Source organism: Shuttleworthella sp. MSX8B, from assembly GCF_000524295.1.
GTDB lineage: Bacteria > Bacillota > Clostridia > Lachnospirales > Lachnospiraceae > Shuttleworthia > Shuttleworthia satelles.
Genome location: NZ_JAQT01000027.1, coordinates 58,097 through 78,983, shown reverse-complemented (window position 1 = coordinate 78,983; position 20,887 = coordinate 58,097). Strand labels below are relative to the sequence as shown.

Annotated in this window: 13 protein-coding genes; 10 read left to right on the top strand and 3 right to left on the bottom strand. The window is 52.7% G+C overall.

Annotation, left to right across the window (positions count from 1 at the left end; translation table 11 throughout):
• The first annotated feature begins 22 nt into the window (after window positions 1-22).
• Entirely contained in the window at window positions 23-3,970 is a 3,948-nt protein-coding gene (gene addA / locus HMPREF1508_RS06630) for a helicase-exonuclease AddAB subunit AddA (protein WP_044960570.1), read from the top strand.
• Here addA and HMPREF1508_RS06625 read toward each other — a convergent pair.
• Entirely contained in the window at window positions 3,931-4,656 is a 726-nt protein-coding gene (locus tag HMPREF1508_RS06625) for a helix-turn-helix transcriptional regulator (RefSeq protein ID WP_044960568.1), read from the bottom strand. The two genes, addA and HMPREF1508_RS06625, sit on opposite strands and share 40 nt — an antisense overlap.
• A gap of 343 nt (window positions 4,657-4,999) precedes the next feature.
• Here HMPREF1508_RS06625 and HMPREF1508_RS06620 point away from each other — a divergent pair, with 343 nt between their 5' ends.
• The 3 genes from HMPREF1508_RS06620 to HMPREF1508_RS06610 all read left to right on the top strand — a co-directional run bounded on the left by HMPREF1508_RS06620 (window position 5,000) and on the right by HMPREF1508_RS06610 (window position 6,738).
• Window positions 5,000-5,266: a glyoxalase gene (locus tag HMPREF1508_RS06620; RefSeq protein ID WP_242649960.1), complete on the top strand. Its 267-nt coding sequence runs from the start codon at window positions 5,000-5,002 to the stop codon at window positions 5,264-5,266.
• Between the two features lie 142 nt (window positions 5,267-5,408).
• Window positions 5,409-6,122 (top strand): YoaK family protein, encoded by a 714-nt coding sequence (locus HMPREF1508_RS06615; protein ID WP_242649959.1) that lies wholly within the window; start codon window positions 5,409-5,411, stop codon window positions 6,120-6,122.
• Window positions 6,109-6,738 carry a M48 family metallopeptidase gene (locus HMPREF1508_RS06610; RefSeq protein ID WP_242834523.1) on the top strand — a complete coding sequence of 210 codons (630 nt, stop codon included), beginning with the start codon at window positions 6,109-6,111 and terminating at the stop codon, window positions 6,736-6,738. The genes HMPREF1508_RS06615 and HMPREF1508_RS06610 overlap by 14 nt, the downstream gene beginning before the upstream one ends.
• Window positions 6,739-6,968: 230 nt before the next feature.
• Here HMPREF1508_RS06610 and htpG read toward each other — a convergent pair whose 3' ends face one another.
• Window positions 6,969-9,155, bottom strand: a complete 2,187-nt coding sequence (gene htpG / locus HMPREF1508_RS06605; RefSeq protein ID WP_044960564.1) for a molecular chaperone HtpG — start codon at window positions 9,153-9,155, stop codon at window positions 6,969-6,971.
• A gap of 452 nt (window positions 9,156-9,607) precedes the next feature.
• Between htpG and HMPREF1508_RS06600 the strand changes: the two genes are divergently transcribed.
• Window positions 9,608-10,627: a glycosyltransferase gene (locus tag HMPREF1508_RS06600; RefSeq protein WP_198015598.1), complete on the top strand. Its 1,020-nt coding sequence runs from the start codon at window positions 9,608-9,610 to the stop codon at window positions 10,625-10,627.
• A 119-nt stretch (window positions 10,628-10,746) separates the two neighbouring features.
• On the opposite strand, the gene HMPREF1508_RS06595 is transcribed toward HMPREF1508_RS06600, so the two are convergent.
• The gene (locus tag HMPREF1508_RS06595; RefSeq protein WP_044960560.1) at window positions 10,747-15,033 is read right to left on the bottom strand and encodes a 2-hydroxyacyl-CoA dehydratase; all 4,287 of its coding nucleotides are present in this window, start codon (window positions 15,031-15,033) and stop codon (window positions 10,747-10,749) included.
• Window positions 15,034-15,390: 357 nt separating this feature from the next.
• On the opposite strand from HMPREF1508_RS06595, the gene HMPREF1508_RS06585 reads away from it, so the two are divergent.
• The 5 genes from HMPREF1508_RS06585 to HMPREF1508_RS06570 all read left to right on the top strand — a co-directional run bounded on the left by HMPREF1508_RS06585 (window position 15,391) and on the right by HMPREF1508_RS06570 (window position 20,885).
• A complete protein-coding gene (locus HMPREF1508_RS06585) occupies window positions 15,391-16,359 on the top strand; it encodes a rhomboid family intramembrane serine protease (RefSeq protein WP_044960554.1) in 969 nt (322 codons plus the stop codon).
• A gap of 124 nt (window positions 16,360-16,483) precedes the next feature.
• Window positions 16,484-18,178, top strand: a complete 1,695-nt coding sequence (locus tag HMPREF1508_RS06580) for a glutamine--tRNA ligase/YqeY domain fusion protein (RefSeq protein WP_242834522.1) — start codon at window positions 16,484-16,486, stop codon at window positions 18,176-18,178.
• Window positions 18,179-18,478: 300 nt separating this feature from the next.
• Window positions 18,479-19,294, top strand: a complete 816-nt coding sequence (locus tag HMPREF1508_RS09710) for a class I SAM-dependent methyltransferase (protein WP_049906921.1) — start codon at window positions 18,479-18,481, stop codon at window positions 19,292-19,294.
• Window positions 19,282-19,422 carry a hypothetical protein gene (locus HMPREF1508_RS10230; protein ID WP_156784462.1) on the top strand — a complete coding sequence of 47 codons (141 nt, stop codon included), beginning with the start codon at window positions 19,282-19,284 and terminating at the stop codon, window positions 19,420-19,422. The genes HMPREF1508_RS09710 and HMPREF1508_RS10230 overlap by 13 nt, the downstream gene beginning before the upstream one ends.
• A gap of 422 nt (window positions 19,423-19,844) precedes the next feature.
• Window positions 19,845-20,885: a M50 family metallopeptidase gene (locus HMPREF1508_RS06570; RefSeq protein ID WP_198015594.1), complete on the top strand. Its 1,041-nt coding sequence runs from the start codon at window positions 19,845-19,847 to the stop codon at window positions 20,883-20,885.
• Window positions 20,886-20,887: the final 2 nt, after the last annotated feature.

Below are 20,887 nucleotides of genomic sequence, written 5' to 3'. Positions count from 1 at the left end.
CCGGAAGTAAGAGGAGAAGGCAATGTCTGAGACAAAGTGGACGCCGGAGCAGCGCCAGGTTATTCGCGCCAGAGACAGGGATCTTCTGGTCTCTGCCGCCGCGGGAAGCGGGAAGACTGCGGTTTTAGTGGAGCGCATCATCCGTATGCTGACGGACCCGGATGCCCCTCTGGACGTGGATCAGCTTCTGGTTGTGACCTTCACCAGGGCGGCGGCACATGAGATGAAGGAGAAGATTCGCCGGGCCATCCAGGAGGCCGTGAATGAGGCCAGAAGTCAGCTTGATCCGACCGACAGGCAGAAGGCCCTTTTGTCCCATCTACAGAGGCAGCTCACCCTGGTTCACTCCGCGCAGATTACGACTATCGACTCCTTCTGCGCCTATGTGGTTCGCAATCACTTTAACGAGATCGATCTGGAGCCGGATTTTCGCATTGCGGAGGAGGGGGAGATCCGTCTGATAGCCCAGGAGGTCATGGATCAACTCATGGATGAGCACTATGAGATGGAAGATCAGGCCTTTATCGATCTGGTTGACCTCTATGCCAGACGGGGCAAAGATGACGCGCTTGCGGATATGCTTATGTCCATCTACGGGACCGCGAACGCGGACCCCTGGCCCATGGAATGGCTGGATCGCTGCTCTGACACTTACCGGGTCAAAAGCCCCGAGGATATGCTGCGGATGCCCTGGGTACAGGGGCTGACAAATAGAATTAAGAGTCAGGCAGAAGCCTGTGAGGATCTTCTAGAGGAGGCCATGCAATTGAGCCGTCTTCCCGGGGGCCCCCATTATCAGGAGGCAATCGAAGCGGATCTGGCCTATTGCGAGAGCATTCGCGAAGCCGAGGATTTCAGCCGGATTGCCCTGATCCTGTCCGGGATCCAGTGGAAGAAACTGTCAGGCAAGCGAAAGGGGGTAGATGAGGAACTCAAGGCAAGGGCGAAGGACCTGCGCGATCAGTCCAAAAAGGTATTCGAGCAGCTCCGTAAGGATTACAGTGGGGACCCCGCGGCGGAGTTTGACAAGCTCTCCGCTATGGCGCCCTATCTGAAGACCTTGCTGGATCTGACGAAAGAGTATGCGGTCTCTTTCGAAGCATGCAAGAGAAAGAAGAATGTAGTCGACTTCGCTGACCTGGAGCACTATGCGCTGCGCATTCTTCGCGATCCCGCGGATCCTGCCCATCCGATGACAGAGACTGCGGAGAACTTATGCCGCCAGTACGCCGAAGTGATGATCGATGAATATCAGGACTCCAACAACCTGCAGGAGGCGATTCTCTCCGCTGTTGCGGGGTCGGATCAGGGAGAACATAAGACCTTCATGGTGGGGGATGTCAAACAGAGCATCTACTCCTTCCGTCAGGCCAGGCCCGAACTCTTCAACAGCAAGCTCAAGTCCTATGACAAGCTGACCGCGGAGAGCCAAAAGACAGTCAGATCGCAGCGGATCGATCTGTCCAGGAACTTTCGAAGCAGACAGGAGATCCTGGATTTTGCCAATCACATCTTTTATCGCGTTATGCAGGAGGATCTGGGGGGAGTCGCTTATCATGAGGAGGTGGCACTGCATCTGGGAGCGGACTATCCTGCGACAGCCGAGGATATTTCTGGCAAGGCAGAGGATCCCTATTCGGCGGAGCTTATCCTGTGTGAGCAGGACGTGGAGACCCTGGAGGCTCTTGGCCTGGAGGATAAGGCCGAGCTTGAGGCCAACATGATAGGAGAGCGTATTCAGCGGCTGATGAGGGAGCAGAAGGTGGTCAACGAGGAGGCAGAGGAAGGAGATCAAAATCCCCTTCGCAGACTTCGTTATCAGGATATTGTGATCCTGCTCCGAAGCCCCGGCTCCAACGGACAGGTTTTTGTCGATCGACTGACGCAAATGGGAATTCCAGCCCATATCACCTCCGGCAAGGGATATTTTGATACGGTGGAGGTATCCCGTTTTCTGGCTCTGCTCTCTCTTTTGAACAATCGCCGGGACGACAGGAGTCTGGCGGCGGTGATGCTGTCCCATGTCTTTGGGGAGCCCTTCACGGAAGATCAGCTCTATCTGATTCGGTCCGCCTATCCAAGACTTACGACCGGTCAGGATCGCGGTGACGAGTCCCGGGATATTCAGAATGCCTGTCTCTGGGAGTCTCTTGAGGCCATGGAGAGTTACAGCCGCGGGATTCTTGCGGGGGAGAAGGAGGCTTCGGATCAGCGCCCCGGCCATCTGCTGGAGTTGGATACTTCCCTTCCGCAGAAAGTCCTGGATTTCTGCGATCGCCTGGAGGCGGCGCGGGCCCGTATTCCATATACTCCGATTCATCGTCTGATCGAGGAGCTTTTGGATGAGACGGCTTATCTGAACTATGTGACCGCCCTGCCGGGGGGACAGATCCGACGGGCGAACCTGCTTAAGCTGGTCGACGAGGCTATCCGGTTCGAAGGATCCTCCTATCGGGGACTCTACCGCTTCATGAATTATATTCAGAAGCTGCGCACTTATAACGTCGATATGTCAGCGGCGGAATTGATCGGTGAAGAGGACGACGCGGTTCGGATTACCAGTATCCATAAGAGCAAGGGACTTCAGTATCCGGTTGTCTTTGTCTGCGGCCTGGGACAGAAATTCAACATGCGGGATAGCAGCGGAGACATGTTGATTGAGACGGATCTTGGCATTTCCCTGCGCACAAGAAACGCCGCCAAAAGGACGATGTCAGACAGTCTCTTCCACAGAGCGGTGAGTGATCAACGAAGGGAGAACAGTCTGGCGGAGGAGATGCGGGTACTCTATGTGGCTCTTACCCGGGCCAAAGAGAAGCTGATCCTGAGCGGAAGTCTGTCCCGTCTCAAGGAGAGGCTTGACCAGGAGTGGGAGGCGACCCGCGGCAAGGGGGATGGCTATGTGCTCCCCTATCACAGACGGATGGGAGCGAAAAATTATCTGGACTGGATCCTTCCGTCGTTAGCTTCCTATGGAGAGCTCTATCGGCAGAGCATCCACTGTTACATCCCGGGAGAAGACGGGGCGCTGACATGGGGGCAGGAGCAGGCAGAGTCTCCGGGAAGAGCAGACCGCGACGGCACGCCGGCGAATCACCTGGAGGACTTGAAAGATCTCCCCGGAACAGAGGCTCTGCTGCAGTATTTGCGGAGGGTCTTTGCCTATCGATATCCCTATGCCGCGAGTCAAAATTATAAGAGCAAGTATTCCGTCTCTGAGATCAAGCATGCCTCCATGCAGCTGGGCATGGGAGAGAAAGAGGGGCAGGAGATCTTCCGACCGGTTGATGAGGACAGATATGTTCCCGAATTTGCGAGAGCTGTGACAGAGGAGAGGGGACAGAACAACAAGAAGATTCATCCCGGGGCTCTGCGCGGTACTGCCATGCACCGGGTTATGGAGTGTCTGGATTTCGCGAGGGAGGATTACGCCGACTCACTGGGGGAGCAATTGGATCAAATGAGGGCGGATGGCAGGCTGTCAGAAGAAGAATTGGGACTGGTTCTGCCGGATCGGATTCAGAGCTTCCTAAAGCAGGATATGGCGGACCGCATTCACCGGTCAGCCGTCAAGGGGAGGCTCTATCGGGAACAGCCATTTGTCATGGGATTAAGGCCACAGGAAATCGACAGGCTGATGGGGCGTCAGCCGTCAGCCGCGTCGAAAGAATCAGAAACGGACGCGGCTGCTGTCGGAGAGGATATGATCCTGGTGCAGGGAATCATTGATCTCTTCTTCATCGAGGACGGAAAGATCTTCCTTTTAGACTACAAGACCGATCGGGTGCAAGATGAGAGCGAACTGGTCGGACGATATCAAGCGCAGCTCCTGCTCTACGCGCAGGCTGTCCTGCGCGCTATGTCAAGCGAAGAAAAACCGCTTTGCCTGGGCGGGGTTTGTATGTATTCCTTTGCCCTGGGGCGTCTGGTCTATCTGGATCTCTCAAAAGAGGATCTGGGCGGAAGATAACCGGTCGTACGGAAAAGGCCGGGAGCAGTGCCTGTGTACTTGCGGAATTGTCTGCTGAAGTGGGACTGGGAGTGGAAACCGACTGCTTCACAGATGTCCGCGATGCTGAGCTGCGACAGACGGAGCAGGCGGATGGCGTGTTCCATGCGCACCTTCAGAATATATTCTGTCAGAGACAGTCCAAGCTCCTCCCTGAACCTGCGGGACAGGTGGGAGCTGCTGTATCCGACCCTGGAGGAGATGAGGTCTGCGGTCAGTTTCTGATCGTAACGAGAGTCTATATAGCTCATACATTGACGGATGGGAGCCGAGAGCACGGAGGCCTGCCGGAGGGCATGTACTCTGTGGACGAAATCATCGATCATATGATCGTAGATCCGGTTGAGCTGATCGATATGTGCGGCGTCGGAAATTTCCTGCCGGTAGCAGCTGACGAGATCTGCCGCGGTTCGCGCTGGGAGTCCCCCATCCGCGGCGGCGCGTGAGGCCAGGAGCAGGTGGGAGATCGCCAGATGTCTCCAGAGCAAAATGGAATCATCTGAAGGAGGGGAGAATGGCTGGGATGGATCCGCCAGGGAGGACAGCTTCTCTCTGTAGCCAAGATCTCCCCCGGCAATCAGGGTCATGATGTACTGCTCAATTGTATCTTTGCCGCAGATTGGGATGTTTGAAAATACAAAAGACATGGATGGTCTCCGGGAGTGAGATCTATGGACAGGGATCCGAGGAATAAGATCGAAATGTGAATGTTTTGTGTCATATTATGATAGCAGAAGATCAGAAGTCTGTAAAAGAGATCATTTACCTGTATAGAAATATGCGGTGCAGACGGTACAAGTACAGGTTCATGCGATGTAGGCCGTATCGTACAGGTTTATTGAGGTGCAGGCTGTGTGGTGCAACTATGCCATCCGTTTCATTCTGATCTTTGCCCCTGCTGATTGCACTGGCCTGAGAGGATGTCCTATAATTATTTCTGCAATGCAGGCGGCAATCAGGTGCGCCGGTCGTTTGAACGAGGAAGAAACCATGAGTATGAACAATTTTGACGATGAGGTTCTGGAGGCTTTTCTGGCTAATCAGCTGCAGCTCTTTCCCGAAGAGGTCGCAACCAGTCCCGAGGAGGCGGATGAGTTTCTGGATGAGGTGTGCGCTCTTGTCGTCGGATCCAGGCAGGAGGCCCTGGAGTATCTGGCGGATAATATGGACGTCAGCGACCCGCAGCTCAGGGACCTGGAAGATATCCCGGAGGTCTTCGCTGTGGGTGACGGGAGGTTTCTTATTGTCGAGGGATGAAGAGGGGACTCTCTGAGAAAGCGATCAGGGGAATTGAGCGAAAAGAGCTGTCCCCTTGGGAAAGCGATGGGAACGGTGAGACAGTGACATCGTGATAGAGTGACAGATAAGCGCGGGAGTTAGAGAACAGGACCAGAATCAGATGTCGAAAAGCAGTCGCAGAAATCGAATCAAACGAAGACTGACAAAGAGAGAACAGATGTCAGAGGCCTTTATCCTGGCGGCGTTTCTGGCATTTTCCGGAGGATTCCAGGATGCGTATACCTACATGCTCAGAGATCACGTCTTCTCTAATGCCGAGACAGGGAATATTGTCCTGATGTTCACGCATTTGATGGGGGGCGAGTTTCGCCTGGCTGCCAGTTATCTGTTCCCAATTCTTGCCTTTGCTCTTGGGGTGTTTTTGGCAGAGCAGGTGCAGCATCGATACAAGTACGCCAGGCGGATCCATTGGAGGCAGGCGATTCTCCTCTTTGAAATAGCAATTCTCTTTGCTGTTGGTTTTATGCCGATCGGCCCCATGAATATCCTGGCCAGTTCCCTGGTGAGCTTTTCCTGCGCCATGCAGGTTCAGTCTTTTCGAAAGGTGGCCGGTCATTCCTATGCCTCTACTATGTGCATTGGAAACCTGAGATCCGGGATCGCGGCCGTCTCTGCCTACATGCAGGATCATAAGGCGCAGCAGATGGAGCAGGCGTCCTATTATTTCGCCGTGATCCTTATTTTTGGAATCGGAGCCGGCGTCGGCGGCAACTGCTCTGTGATTTTGGGCGTGAAGTCGATCTGGATCTGCTGTATTCTTCTGACGGTTGCCCTTGGATTAATGTATTTGGATGCAGATCATGTGGTGGAATAGGAAACGGACAGATGCAAATACCAGGACTTTTGATGTGATTCGCAGTCGGCGAAAGAGCCTCGCGATCGAAATTCAGGGAAATGGAGATATCCTGGTGCGGGCCCCATTGGAGATTTCTGACCGGGGTATTCTGCGCTTTGTCAGAGATCATGAGGACTGGATCGAGAAGAAGCTGCGGGAGCTGAAAAGACGGCAGTCTGACCTTGAGGAATCAGAGCAGGGGCAGGGAGAGAAAAGCGCCTACAGTGAAGAGGAGTTGAGGGAACTGACCAAAAGAGCCAGGAAGATTCTCAGGGAAAAGACGGATCATTATGCCCGTCAGATGGGGGCCGAGGTCAACCGCATCGCGATTCGGAGGCAGAGAAGCCGTTGGGGCTCCTGTTCGTCCAAGGGAAATCTCAACTTTAACTGCCTGCTCATGCTCTGTCCGGATCAGGTACAGGATTATGTCGTTGTCCATGAGCTGGCGCATCGTTTTGAGATGAACCACTCGGCTGCCTTCTGGCAGATCGTGGAGAATTATTGCCCGGATTACCGCGGGAGCAGGGCCTGGCTCAAGGAACAGGGAGGACAATTAATCGCCCGCCTGCCTGAGAAAGAGAGCAGGCGCAGATAAAAAAATACAAGAGAGCCAAATACAGCAGAGCAAATACAGTAGATTCAATGTTTGATTCCCATGCAAAAATCCCCGCGGGACTGTCACTGTGGTCGAGTCAGTCGACCAGTCAGTCCCACGGGGATTTCTAATAAGATATTTTACCTGTCGCTCGAATTTTAAGGTGCATTATGAATGCGGATCCGGGCGTCTTTTGCCTGATTCAACTGCGCTGCAGAGCTGTCAGGCGCTTACTTCGCCAGCGCAAGCATGATCCGGTTGGATCTTGCAATGAAGGCGGTCATCTCCTCCGGGGAGAGGGGATGGTTGGCCAGAACTGCCAGATCGTAGAGCTGATGACAGAAATCCTCTGCCCGATCCGCGTCCGGATGCTTGAAGAGGTAGTCGACCAGTTCATTGCCTACATTGAGAACCAGCGTTTCATTGCTGGGGAACATGCTGGGATCCATACCGGCCATCCCGTACATCTTCATCATATCCTGCATGCGGCGTCCCTCTTCCTCCTGGGTGAGCAGAGAGGAGACAGAGTCATCTTTGAATTTGGCGACGGAGACAGAGAGCTTATCGTTGCCCAGTGCCTTGCGGAAGAGAGCGGTCAGGGCCTCATTTGCCTCTTTTAAGTCCTCATCGGAGACGTCTTCCGTCATAGAATCGGTCAGGCCGGAGTCGATGCGCCGGAACTGGTAGTATTCGTTTCGCTGCTCCAACTGGGTGATGAAGGAGGAGTCGATGGTCGTATTGAGTACGACAGCGTCCATGCCCTGGTCCTTGAACATCTTGATGTACTGGCTCTGCTGCTGCTCATCGGTGACATAGTAGACGGTCTTCTTCTCGGGCTCCTTGGGCGCGTTTTCCTCGGCCTTTGCCTCAGACTTCTTGTCAGAGTCATCTGACCTGTTGGAATCGTCAGACCTGTCGGAATCGTTTGACCCGTCAGAAGAATCCCCTTTTGTATCCTGACCATCCTGGGATTTACTTTCAGAGGAGGTATCCTCTGCAGAATCTGAGGACGCGGAAGTCTCTACTTCGGACTCTTTGGGCTTGACCAGAAGATCGGGAAGGGTGCGGAACTTGCCCTCAATATCCTTAAAGAGAATATAGTCATTCATGCGGTCGCAGAACTTGTTGTCCTTGAGACAGCCATATTTGATGAAGGGGGCGATATCCTCCCAGTATTTCTCATAGTTCTCGCGGTCGGTCTTGCAGAGACCGGACAGCTTGTCCGCCACTTTTTTGGAAATGTAGTCACTGATCTTTCTGACAAATCCGTCATTCTGCAGGGCAGACCGGGAGACATTCAGGGGAAGATCAGGACAGTCAATGACCCCTTTTAAGAGCATGAGATACTCGGGGATGACCTCCTTGATATTGTCGGCGACGAAGACCTGGTTATTGTAGAGCTTGATGGTTCCCTCAATGGACTCATACTCTGAGTTGATCCGGGGGAAATAGAGAATACCCTTGAGGTTGAAGGGGTAATCCATATTGAGATGGATCCAGAAGAGGGGCTCCTTGTAGTCCATGAAGACCTTGCGGTAGAAGTCGCGGTACTCGTCATCGGTACAGTCGGAGGGGGTCTTGGCCCAGAGAGGATTGATGTCATTGAGGGGGACAGGGCGCTTTACGATCTTGCGCTGGTCCTTGGCGGGAGAGACCTCTACGGTTTCCTTACTCCCGTCTTCCTTCTCCTTCTCCTCATACCTGGCATCCTCGTGGATCTCCTCGACAACCTGATCCGTCTCGCGCAGATCCGAAGCGTCAATGGTCTCATATTCCTCGGGGGCATTTACCTTGTTCAGATAGATCTCCGTGGGCATGAAGGAACAGTATTTCTCGATCACCTCGCGAACCTTGTACTCATTGGAGAATTCCAGACAGTCCTCATTCAGATGCAGGGTGATCTTCGTGCCGACCTGATCGTAATCGCCCTCGTCCATCTGATACTGGGTGCCGCCGTCACAGACCCAGTGGACCGCTGTCGCCCCCTCCTGGCAGGAGAGAGAGTCGATTTCCACGGTATCAGCCACCATAAAAGCGGAGTAGAAGCCCAGGCCGAAATGACCGATGATCTGATCCTCAGAGGTCTTGTCCTTATACTTGTTCAGAAAGTCTGTCGCGCCGGAGAAGGCGATCTGGTTGATGTACTTATCTACTTCTTCAGCTGTCATCCCGATGCCGTTGTCCACGAAGGTCAGGGTCTTATCCTCGGGATTTACCGTAACCTGTATTTTGGCCTTGTAATCCAGAGGAAGGGAAACTTCTCCCATGATGTCTAACTTGTGCAGCTTGGAAATGGCGTCGCAGCCGTTGGAAATCAGCTCGCGGATAAAAATATCATGGTCTTCGTAGAGCCATTTCTTGATGACCGGAAAGATGTTCTCAGATGTAATGGAAAGAGATCCTTGTTTACTGCTCATAAATATTATTGCTCCTTGATTATTAAATTTGAGGGGAACGGCCCTGTTCCCGACTACCTTTCCTATTTTAGTTTTCTATTAATTTGATGTCAATAGCACTCGAAAGAAGTGAGTGCTGATTATAACTCAAAAGAAGAGAATGCAATTATAGGTCAGAAGAAGCAAGTGTTGATTACGACCTGGATGACAGATAGAGATAGTGGATTCAGAGTCCTTCCCCATAAGAATCCACCCGGAATTGCCCCGGGAAGGAATGCAGACGGCTAAGTCAGATAGGGAATGTAGACGACTGAGTCAGGAAGGGAATGTAGATGGCTAAGTTAAGAGAGAGGATTGGAGAGGGATAATTTCGGCTCAGAAAAATTTATCCGAGGGCAAGGCTTATCTCTTCGTCAGGTGTTATACTGAGGGGCAAGGATTTGGGGAGAGAGAAGGCGGGAATGGAGACAGGTATGGGCGATCCAATTTTTTTGATTTTGATGCCGGTTCATGATGGGGCAGAGTACATGGAGGGGGCCATTCGGGATCTCTTGGCCCAGACTGAGGACGGATGGAGACTGGTGATCGCGGACCTCTCTTCCAAAGATGGAAGTTTAGAAATTGCCAGGGAATGGAGCAGGAAGCATCCGGATCGGATTGCCTGTCTTTCATCGGAAGAACTGAGACCGAATTCGGATCAGGAAGACAGGCCGAGCTCGAATCCGGAGGAAAGGGAGAACCGACTCTTTGCTGTGGCCAGGAAGCGCTGGGCTGAGATGGGAGCCGAAACTTTTGATGAGATTCAGTCCGAAAAGAGACCAAAGTACTTCCTTTTGCTGGAGCCGATGTATCACTATGACGAAGAGCTTCTGGCCACCCTGCGGGATTCTGCACGCAGGCAGCAGTCAGACCTGATCATCTATGGGATGGAGGAGGACTTTGTCAATGCAAAGGGAGACATCGTTGACTATGACGTCCGAATGGCTGATACCTCCTTTTACTGTGCGCAGAGGACAATAAGCGGCGGCAAAACTGAGGCGGATGACAAGGGGAGGATCGCCGGCCCGAAGAAGATGACGGGCAATGAGACTTCGGAGTTCACTTCAAATCTTGTGGAGGATGAGCAGGCCGGACAGAAAGGCAGGCAGGAAAGAGATTATGAGAGGAGGTTGTCCGATCAGGCCAGGATGGCCTATCGGGTCGGACACCAGGAGGCCGTCTACCGGGGCAGTGAGAACCTGCGCGAGATCAGGCGGGAACTGGAGGAAGAGGGACTTTTGATCACAGCCTCCAACAAGGCCTATCGGATGGATTTCCTCACGGCTGAAGGTCTCTGTCCCTTCCGATATGAGACAGAGGCGGAGATGGATGAGGAGCTGACCTTATCAGGGATTCGGGCCAATGTGAAGCTGTTGGACGCGGTCAGGACCCTGACGGTCCTGGGAGAGGCGCTTGCCATGATCTATTTGGACGCGGGCTTACTGGAACTCTAAGCTTCCTATCATTCGCTGATTTTAGAGTCAGACGCCCTTTGCTGATAAGCACATAGCTTATCCATAAAAAGGAGCCTCCGCGACGGAAATACGGTCGCGGAGGCTCTAATTGAAATGTTTCAGGCCATTTTCTGCTGAGCCGCAAGCTCCGTTTCCAGGTTCTTGTTGGCTGTAGCCAGCATGAGCTTGATGCGGTTGAGCTGGTTAACCTCAGAAGCGCCGGGATCGTAGTCGATGGCGGAGATGTTAGCGTCGGGATGAAGGTGTCGGATCTTCTTGATCACGCCCTTGCCCACAATGTGGTTGGGCAGGCAGCCGAAGGGCTGGATGCAGATGACGTTCTTGCATCCGTCATGGACCAGCTCCAGCATTTCGCCGGTCAGAAACCAGCCCTCGCCGGTCTGATTGCCCAGAGACACGATCTCGGTCGTCCTCGCCGCCGTCTCCTCGATATGGGCCGGTGGAGTAAAGCGGCTGGATTTCTCAAATTCCTGGCGGGCGGTCTTTCTTAGCCACTCGAAGAATTTGATCCCCATATTGGCCAGTCTGGCGGATTTCTGGGAGAAACCGAGATTTTCAGCCTTGAAGTTGGTGTTATAGAAGCAGTAGAGGAGGAAGTCGGTCAGATCGGGAACGACTGCCTCAGCGCTCTCGTGCTCCAGAACAGAAACCAGGTCGTTGTTAGCGACAGGGTGATACTTAACCAGAATCTCACCCACAATGCCGACGCGGGGCTTTCGCATGTCCTCATGGATGGGCAGGGTATCGAAATCATGAATGATATCCCGGCACATCTGCTTGTACTTGCGGTGCGAGAGAATCTTCTTATCCGCGCTGACGAAGTCCTTGACACGGGCGGCCCATTTTTCATGAAGGGCGTCTGCGGACCCTGCCACCAGCTCATAGGGGCGGACCCGGTAGAGACAGCGGAGGAAGATATCGCCGAATTCCAGGGCGTAGAGTCCCCGCTGGATGAGGGAGGGCGTGAAGGAGAAGCCGGGGTTTGGCTCCAGGCCGCTCAGATTGATAGAGATGACAGGGACATTGGGATAGCCGGCCTTGATCAGGGCGCGGCGAATGAATCCAATGTAGTTGGAGGCCCGGCAACCGCCCCCGGTCTGTGAGATCAGGATGGCAGTCTGATCCATGTCATACTTGCCGGACTTGACGGCTGCCATGAACTGGCCAACGACGATCAGCGAGGGGTAGCAGGCGTCATTGTTGACGTATTTGAGGCCGACGTCGACACAGGTTCTCGCGGGCACGTCCGGAAGCACCAGATTGTAACCGGCGGCGTTGAAGGCGGGCATGAGAAGGTCGAAGTGGATGGGACTCATCTGGGGAGCGAGGATGGTGTACTTTTTCTTCATCTCTTTGGTGAAGACCACGCGCTCGTAAGCAGAGGTGTTGACTTCCCGCGTCTCCCTGCGCTCTTCGCGGACGCGGATCGCGGCCAGAAGGGAGCGGAGGCGGATCCGGGCGGCCCCGAGGTTGTTGACCTCATCGATCTTGAGGCAGGTGTAGATCTTGCCGGAGCCGGTTAAGATATCGGCCACCTGATCGGTGGTGACGGCATCCAGGCCGCAGCCGAAGGAGTTGAGCTGGATCAGATCCAGGTTCTCGTGTTTTTTGACGAAGTTGGCGGCGGCGTACATGCGGGTGTGATACATCCACTGGTCCATGACAATGACGGGCCGCTCCTGGTCTAAATGTCCCAGGTGGGAGACAGAATCCTCCGTCAATACGGCGATTCCGTAGGAGGTGATCATATCGGCGATTCCGTGGTTGATCTCAGGATCGACATGGTAGGGACGGCCGGCGAGAACAATGCCCCGCCGCTTGTTTTTCTGAAGATAGTCGAGAACTTCCTCGCCCTTTTTGCGGATATCTTCGCGGGCTCGATCCATTTCCAGCCAGCCGGCGTGGGCGGCGCGGCGGATCTCCTCTTCGGGGATCTCAGGCATTTCTACGGCCAGGTACTTGATCAGCTGATCCGTCATGATCTCCTCGGAGGAGAGGGCGACGAAGGGGTTTAAGAAGCGCATTTTGCCGCTGCTGATCTCGTCGACGTTGTTTTTAATATTCTCCGCGTAGGAGGTGACGATGGGACAGTTGTAATTGTTGTTGGCATCGGGGAACTCATTGCGCTCGTAGGGGACATCGGGATACCAGATGGCGTCGACCCCCTTGTTGATCAGCCACTGGATATGGCCGTGGGTCAGCTTGGCGGGGTAGCACTCGGACTCGGAGGGAATGGACTCAATTCCAAGCTCATAGATCTTGCGGTTAGTCATGGGAGAGACCTGGATGCGGAAGCCCAGCTCGGTCAAAAAGGTGGCCCAGAGAGGATAGTTCTCATACATATTGAGGGCTCTGGGGATACCGATGGTGCCGCGGGTCGCCTCCTCTTTCTTGAGGGGGGCATAGCGGAAGATCCTCTTGAACTTGTAGTCGAAGAGGTTTGGAATGTGGTCCGGATTCTTCTCTAAGCCAAGTCCGCGCTCACAGCGGTTGCCGGTGATGAAGACGCGTCCGTCGTTGAAGAGGTCTTCGGTCAGAATACAGTGGTTGTTGCAGAACTGACAGCGGCGGATATGAGTGGTATAGGTCAGGGCGCGAATCTCATCGATGGAGAGCATGGTCGTGGTTTGATCTTTGCGATAGCGCTCTTTGGCGATGAGAGCGGCGCCGAAGGCGCCCATGATACCGGCGATGTCGGGTCGGGTCGCGTGGACGCCGGAAATGCGCTCAAAGGCGCGGAAAACCGCATCGTTGTAAAAGGTGCCGCCCTGGACAACGACGTGCTGCCCTAAGTCAGAGGCGTCAGAGAGCTTAATGACCTTAAAGAGGGCGTTTTTGATGACGGAGTAAGCGAGACCGGAGGAAATATCCGCTACGGAGGCGCCCTCCTTCTGTGCTTGCTTGACCTTGGAATTCATAAAGACGGTGCAGCGGGTGCCCAGATCAATGGGCTGTCTGGCATAACGGGCCTCTTTGGCGAAATCCTGAATGCTTAAGTTAAGAGATTTTGCGAAGGTCTCCAAGAAGGAGCCGCAGCCGGCGGAACAGGCCTCGTTCAGCTGAACGGAATCAACCATGTTGTCCTTGATCTTGATGCACTTCATGTCCTGGCCGCCGATATCCAGGATGCAGTCAACCTGAGGGTCGAAGTGCTGGGCGGCATAGAAGTGAGCCACGGTCTCTACTTCGCCCTCCTCCAGCTTGAGGGCGGACTTCATTAAGGCCTCTCCATAACCGGTGGAGCAGGCGTGTACAATCCTGGCGTCAGAGGGAAGCTTCTCGTAGATCTCTTCCAGGGACTTGCGGGCGGTCTCCAGGGGATTGCCCTTGTTGTTGGAATAGAAGGAGTAGAGCAGGTCCCCATCCTCAGAGACCAGGGCCAGCTTGGTTGTGGTGGAACCGGAGTCAATGCCCAGATAGGCCCTGCCGTGATACTCTTCTAAGGGGGCCGTGTGAACATGATTATTCCCATGGGCCTTCAGGAAGTCATTGTAGTCGTCCTCACTGTCAAAGAGAGGATCCATGCGGGCGACCTCGATCTCCATCTTGATCTTGTGACTTAATTTCTCTCTGATGGCCGCGAGGTCCATGACAAGATCCTCGTGACAGTTCAGAGCGCTTCCCATGGCGGCGAAGAGGTGAGAGTTATCGGGCATGAGGGCATGCTCCTCGTCCAGCTTTAAGGTGCGAACGAAGGCCTGGCGCAGCTGATCCAGAAAATGCAGGGGGCCGCCCAAAAAGGCGACGTGGCCGCGAATGGGCTTGCCGCAGGCCAGGCCGGAGATGGTCTGGTTGACAACGGCCTGGAAGATCGAGGCCGCCAGATCTTCCCTGGTCGCTCCCTCGTTGATCAGGGGCTGGATGTCAGTCTTGGCAAAGACGCCGCAGCGGGAGGCAATCTGATAGAGAGACTTGTAGTTTTTGGCATAGTCATTGAGGCCGGAGGCGTCTGTCTGGATCAGAGAGGCCATCTGGTCAATAAAGGATCCGGTACCGCCGGCACAGACGCCGTTCATACGCTGTTCGACATTTCCGTTCTCAAAGTAGATGATCTTGGCGTCCTCACCGCCCAGCTCGATTGCGACATCTGTTTTTGGAAGGAAGGTCTGCAGAGAGGTCGCCACAGCGACAACCTCCTGCTCAAAGGGAATGCCCAGGTGCTTGGCCAGGGTCAGTCCGCCGGATCCGGTGATGACAGGGGATACCCGGACGTCGCCTGTGACGGCGAAGCATTTCTCGATCAGGTCCTTGAGGGTCTGACGAATATTGGCAAAATGGCGCTCATAGTCAGAGAAGAGAAGATGATTTTCCTCATCCAAGAGGGCGATTTTGACGGTGGTGGAACCGATGTCGATTCCAAGCTTGCAGAATTTCTCGTTAGCCATTGTTACTCCTTTGTGTCTTTGTAAGCGATTCGGGCAGGGACCATGTGCGTTGTCCCAATCGCTCCGTATGCCTTTCTGCCAATGTCTCGCGGTCGCGCCGCTGAATCAGAGGCTCTTGAATCTCCGAAAATGCCCTCTGCGGGTTCTTTCGGAGATGAAAAGTCACATACGATACTCCCATGGTGTAAACAGGGATCATTATAATTCCGATTTGAATTTGGCACAATGGAAGTAAAGTACAATATGAGGTACAGATAGCCGGATTTGTCGTCAAATTGACAGTAAATCTGGGGTTTCATATAATAATGAAATCCAACGAAAGAGGGACTTTTCCTCTTCATCTGCAAGGAGAAAACTATGCTTGATAAATTGGAGAGAAGGCTGGGCCGCTACGCAATTCCCAACCTGACTCTTTGGCTGATCGGCGGCTATATCATCGGCTATATCTTATATTTTGCCTCTCTCTCAAGCGGGGCTAATTTTATTGCTATGATGACCTTAGAGCCCGCCAGGATCATTTACCATTTCGAGATCTGGCGTCTGATCACCTGGGTGATGATTCCGCCCTCCTACAGTATTTTCTGGGGTCTGATCATGATGCTCTTTTACTACCAGCTGGGACGGGTCTTAGAGCAGACCTGGGGAACCTTCCGCTTTAACGTCTATATTTTCAGCGGAATTCTCTTCACGGTCATTGGCGCCTTTCTCCTCTACGGGGTGGCAAGAATTCTCTATCCGGGTCAGAACATCTCCAATATCGGGACTTTCTTCTCGACCTCCTATATCAATATGTCGATTTTTCTGGCCTTTGCCGTCCTCTATGGGGATATGCAGGTATATCTCTATTTTGTGATTCCCATCAAGATGCGCTGGCTGGCCATTGTCTACGCGGGCCTGACTCTGTATGAGCTGCTGGCGACTGATTGGGGCGGAAGAGTTGCGATTATCGCGTCTCTGCTTAACTTCTTCATCTTCTTCCTGAGCAATCGGAAGAAAAAATGGTCCGCTAATCCGACCTTTGGACAGAGAGGCTTTGGCAAAGGGGCAGGGAATAAAACTCCCTGGTCCGGTTTTCACTACCAGGGGCAGGACCCCTTCTCGGGCGGACAGAGACAGCCGTCTGACAATAGTGACAGAGGCCGCTTCGGCAGTCAGAATCCGGGGAGCGCTTCCCGGTCGCGGGGGCCGATCAGCAGACATAAATGCGCCGTCTGCGGCAGGACGGAGATCACGAATCCCGAGCTGGAGTTCCGCTTCTGCTCCAAGTGCAACGGCAATTACGAGTACTGTCAGGATCACCTCTTTAACCACAAGCATGTGATTTAGAGAAAGACATTGTGATGGCGGGGACAAAGTCTTGCACTGCTAAGACTGCGATCCGGGGCAACGGAATAATCATGGAGCATTTTTTAGAAAGAAACTGCAGAGAAGAATGGGTGAGGGCAGGAAAATGGCAGAAGAGATGACGGCAAGAGAAGGGGCTGGGGAGAAAGTTTCCCGCAATTTTATTGAGATGGCGATTGATAAGGATCTGGCGGATGGAGTCTATGACCATGTGACAACCCGTTTTCCGCCGGAACCCAATGGCTATCTGCACATCGGGCACGCCAAGTCCATACTTCTCAACTATGGTCTCTCTCAGGAATATGGGGGAGAATTTCATCTGCGCTTTGATGATACCAACCCGACCAAGGAGAAGGATGAGTTCGTCGAGGCAATTAAGGCGGATATTCATTGGCTGGGGGTGGACTGGAAAGACCATCTCTATTTCGCTTCTGACTATTTCGATCAGATGTACGGTTACGCCAGGAAGCTGATCGCGGACGGCAAGGCCTATGCCTCTGATCTGAATGCGGATCAGATCCGGCAGACCAGAGGGAGTCTGACAGAGCCGGGGGAAGATGATCCCAACCGCAACCGGCCGGCAGCAGAGAGCCTTCAGATCTTTGAGGATATGAGGGCGGGGAAATACGAGGACGGCGCTATGGTGATCCGCGCCAGGATTGATATGACCTCTCCCAATATCAACATGAGAGATCCCATTCTCTATCGGGTGGCCCATATGGAGCATCATCGTCAGGGCGACACCTGGTGCATCTATCCCATGTATGACTTTGCCCATCCTATTGAAGACGCCATTGAGGGAGTCAGTCACTCCATCTGCACTCTGGAATTTGAGGACCACAGACCCCTCTATGACTGGGTTGTAGATAATTGCGGCTTTGAGATGCCTCCCCGTCAGATCGAGTTCGCCAAGATGTACCTGCGCAATGTCGTCACCGGAAAGCGCTATATCAAGCGTCTGGTGGAGGATGGCATTGTGGACGGCTGGGATGATCCCAGGCTGGTCTCAATCGCCGCCCTGCGCAGACGGGGTTTTACCCCGGAATCCATCCGCATGTTCGTAGAACTGACCGGCGTCTCCAAGGCCAACTCCGCCATTGAGTACCCGGAGTTGGAGTACTGTATCCGCGAGGATTTAAAGGGCAGGGCAAAGCGCATGATGGCGGCTCTCGATCCCGTCAGGCTTGTCATCGATAACTATCCCAAGGGACAGTCGGAGACCCTGATCGTGCCCAACAACAAGGAGAACCCGGAGCTGGGTGAGAGAGAAGTGACCTTTTCCGGAGAGCTCTACATCGACCGGGACGACTTTATGGAGGTTCCCGCTAAGAAATACCGCCGCATGTATCCCGGCAATGAGGTCCGTCTCATGAACGCCTACTATGTGACCTGCACCTCCTGCGAGAAGGATGAGGATGGCAGGGTGACGGTAATCCACTGTAACTATGATCCCGCGACCAGGGGAGGCGATTCCGCCGACGGTCGCAAGGTCAGAGGAACCATCCACTGGGTTGACGCGGCGACAGCCAAAAAGGTGAGTGTTCGCCTCTATGAGAACATCATCGATGAAGACAGGGGCGTCTACAATGAGGATGGCTCTCTCAATTTGAACCCCAATTCCCTGACTGTGCGGGAGGCCTATGTGGAAGCCGCTCTGGCAGAGGCGGAGACGGAGGAGAAGTTTCAGTTCGTCCGCCAGGGCTTTTTTGTGGCAGACTTAAGAGATTCCAGGCCGGGTGCGCCGGTTTTCAACCGGATTGTGGGACTCAAGTCCTCTTACAGGCTGCCGGGGCAGAAGTGACTTACAGGAGTTGAAAGAGCTGAGAAACAGAAGCTGAAGGATGGGAGAGACAGGTTTCTGAAATAAAAACAGAATAAGGAAATATAAAACACGTCAAAAGACATCCGAGTTGAGAAACTCGGATGTCTTTTTTATTGGACGTTTTTTTGATTTACTTTTTGATTTATATGTTCATCTTTATTGAAGCGATCATCTATATTCCAACGTTCATCCTCTTTCTCTGACGGTGGGCTTTGTGCGTCTTTTTCCTTGAAATCAAAGTGTTTATGATAGGAATCAGCAGACAGAGAATCAGATGAAATGGTGACAGCTATGAGAGAGGATCATTTTTTTGACGAAATTCAGAAAAAGTTTTCCGATGTCATCATCACATCGGACCTGTATTCGCAGCCCTTTGCAGAGATCTATGACACCTTTCAGGCAGGGGAGGAGGAGCTTTCTCTATTCCTTTCCCTGGCAATGGAGAGTGGGAATAAGGTTTTAGAGCTGTGCTGCGGAAATGGGAGAATGACGATTCCGTTTGCTCAAAATGGCTTTGATATTACCGGCATAGATGTGTCGGAGGACATGCTCTCGATTCTGGAGGACAAGAAGAAGAGGCTGCCCGCCCCAATTGCCAAAAAAATCCATGTGCTCAGGCAGGATGTTTTTTCCCTGGACTTAAAAGAGCAGTTTGATTTTATTTTTCTGCCTGCAATAACGCTCTGTATTCTCATGGATGACCCAAAGAAGACGGCAGAGCTCTTTGACAGGCTGGAAGGTCTTTTGACAGAGAGAGGGTGCTTCGCCTTCGATATCAGGGACTACGAGCAGCTGTCAGAGCCACGGATCAGACCTATTGTCCTGGATGATCAGATCTGTTTCAGCTATGAGAGGATCGATCGGATGCTGGGTCGGGCATATGGACAGTTTTTGTCCATCAAAAAAGACTCCATTGGCCGTTTACAACTGTATTCGGCTGTATCAAATAAAAAAATGATACTGGAGGACGAGCTTCAGCAGCTGATTGGCAGAACAAATTTCCAAATCGCCGGGAAAGAGAGTTTTGCTGACGGCAGTGAAAGGATGAAGCTCGTAATTCTAAAGAGAAAGGAGGAGACGCCATGGAAGCAATGATGAAAGAATTCGCAATTGAAGAAGTTGAGTCACTTGAGGCTCCTGTGAGCGGCAGAGCTGTTGCCGGCTTTGCGGCAGGCGGGGCATCGATTGCAGTTGTTGCAGGTGCAGCATATCTGGCATGTTAATTTCGGCGATTCGAAAGGAAAGACTATGAAACTGCAGCTTGAAGAAATGGAAGATGTGGAGCAGATGATGTCAAATCAGGACTTCTATCTGGTTGCATCAGCTGTAGGTGTAACGATCGGCGTGATTGTTACATTCACCTGACCGGAAAGGAGGGACACATGAATCTTCTTATCGAAGAAATGGAATCAGAAGAGCAGATGATGGATGACTTCTGGGAAGGCTATTGCTATGGAGTGATTGTTGTCGGCGGTGTCCTTATGGCTGCGACCTGAAGACCTGAAACCCTCAGCTGTGAATGATTGAATGAAGTTGCGGGGCTGTGAAGTGACGAAGGGCATTTGCTTTCGCTTTTCACAGCCCCCTTTTATGAAACAATATGAGTGAAGAGAAAAGATATAGACTTTCGCGCGGCCTGAATATTATGGAGATTGGCCAGGGCAGATATTCTGTATATGTAGAGGCGAAACAGAAAAACTATGTCATAGGAGAAAAAGAGTTCCGGCTGATCAGGGGAATTGAAGAGAATCAAACCCGCGAGGAGATCGTCAGAAGCTGTCCGGACTTTTCCGAGGAACAGATTAACAGACTGACAGAGATTTTCCTGAATATGGGAGTGCTGATTCCAGAAGGCGCTATGGAAAGGAAAAACAGGCGCTTTTTTCGCGTCGGATTCCTTCGATATAAGTTAAAGCTGATCAGTGGAAATTCTTTCGCACAGACCAAATCATGGCGGCTGAAGATACTGAGTTTTATCTTTCTCTATACGTCTCTGCCGGTTTTAGGCCTTGGTCTGTGGATGTGGAGAGACGACAGGGAGGCGATTTTACAGCCGACCCTGTATCTTCAATGTCCCTTTTACTTCTATTTCATACTGTTTTTTCTGATCACTGTGCTGCATGAGTTCGCTCACCTGACCGTCACCAGGAATCTTGGAGTCTCTGTTCCGGATCTTGGGCTGATGATCTACGGGCTCTATCCCGTAGCCTATACGAACATCAGCTTTTCAAGATTACTGCCAAGGCGAAGAGACCGAATGAAGTGCTTGTTTGCGGGAGTTCTGATGAACTGCTTATTGGGAGGTCTGTCGCTTATTGCCGGGAGATTTCTGACAGGCGCGGGAAGATCGATTTTCCTGGTCAATGCCATGCTCAATATCCTTTTAGCAGCCGCAAACCTGGTTGTTTTCTTCAAACTGGATGGATACTTTGTCCTGCAGGACCTTCTGGGGATTCCTCACCTGTATGAGAGGAGTCTTGAAGAGGTCACCCGATTCTTCGGGACTTTTTTCATGAAATGGATACGCAGGGATGACCGCGCAATCAGCAGAATGAAAGCGGGTGTCAAGGTGAGACAGATGAATATCGCGGAGGAGGAGAGAGTGTTTTTCTGTATCTACGGTCTCTTATGCACGCTGTATATTCCGATGATGGCGCTTTCCGCGATCGCGGTACTGATACCTTGATT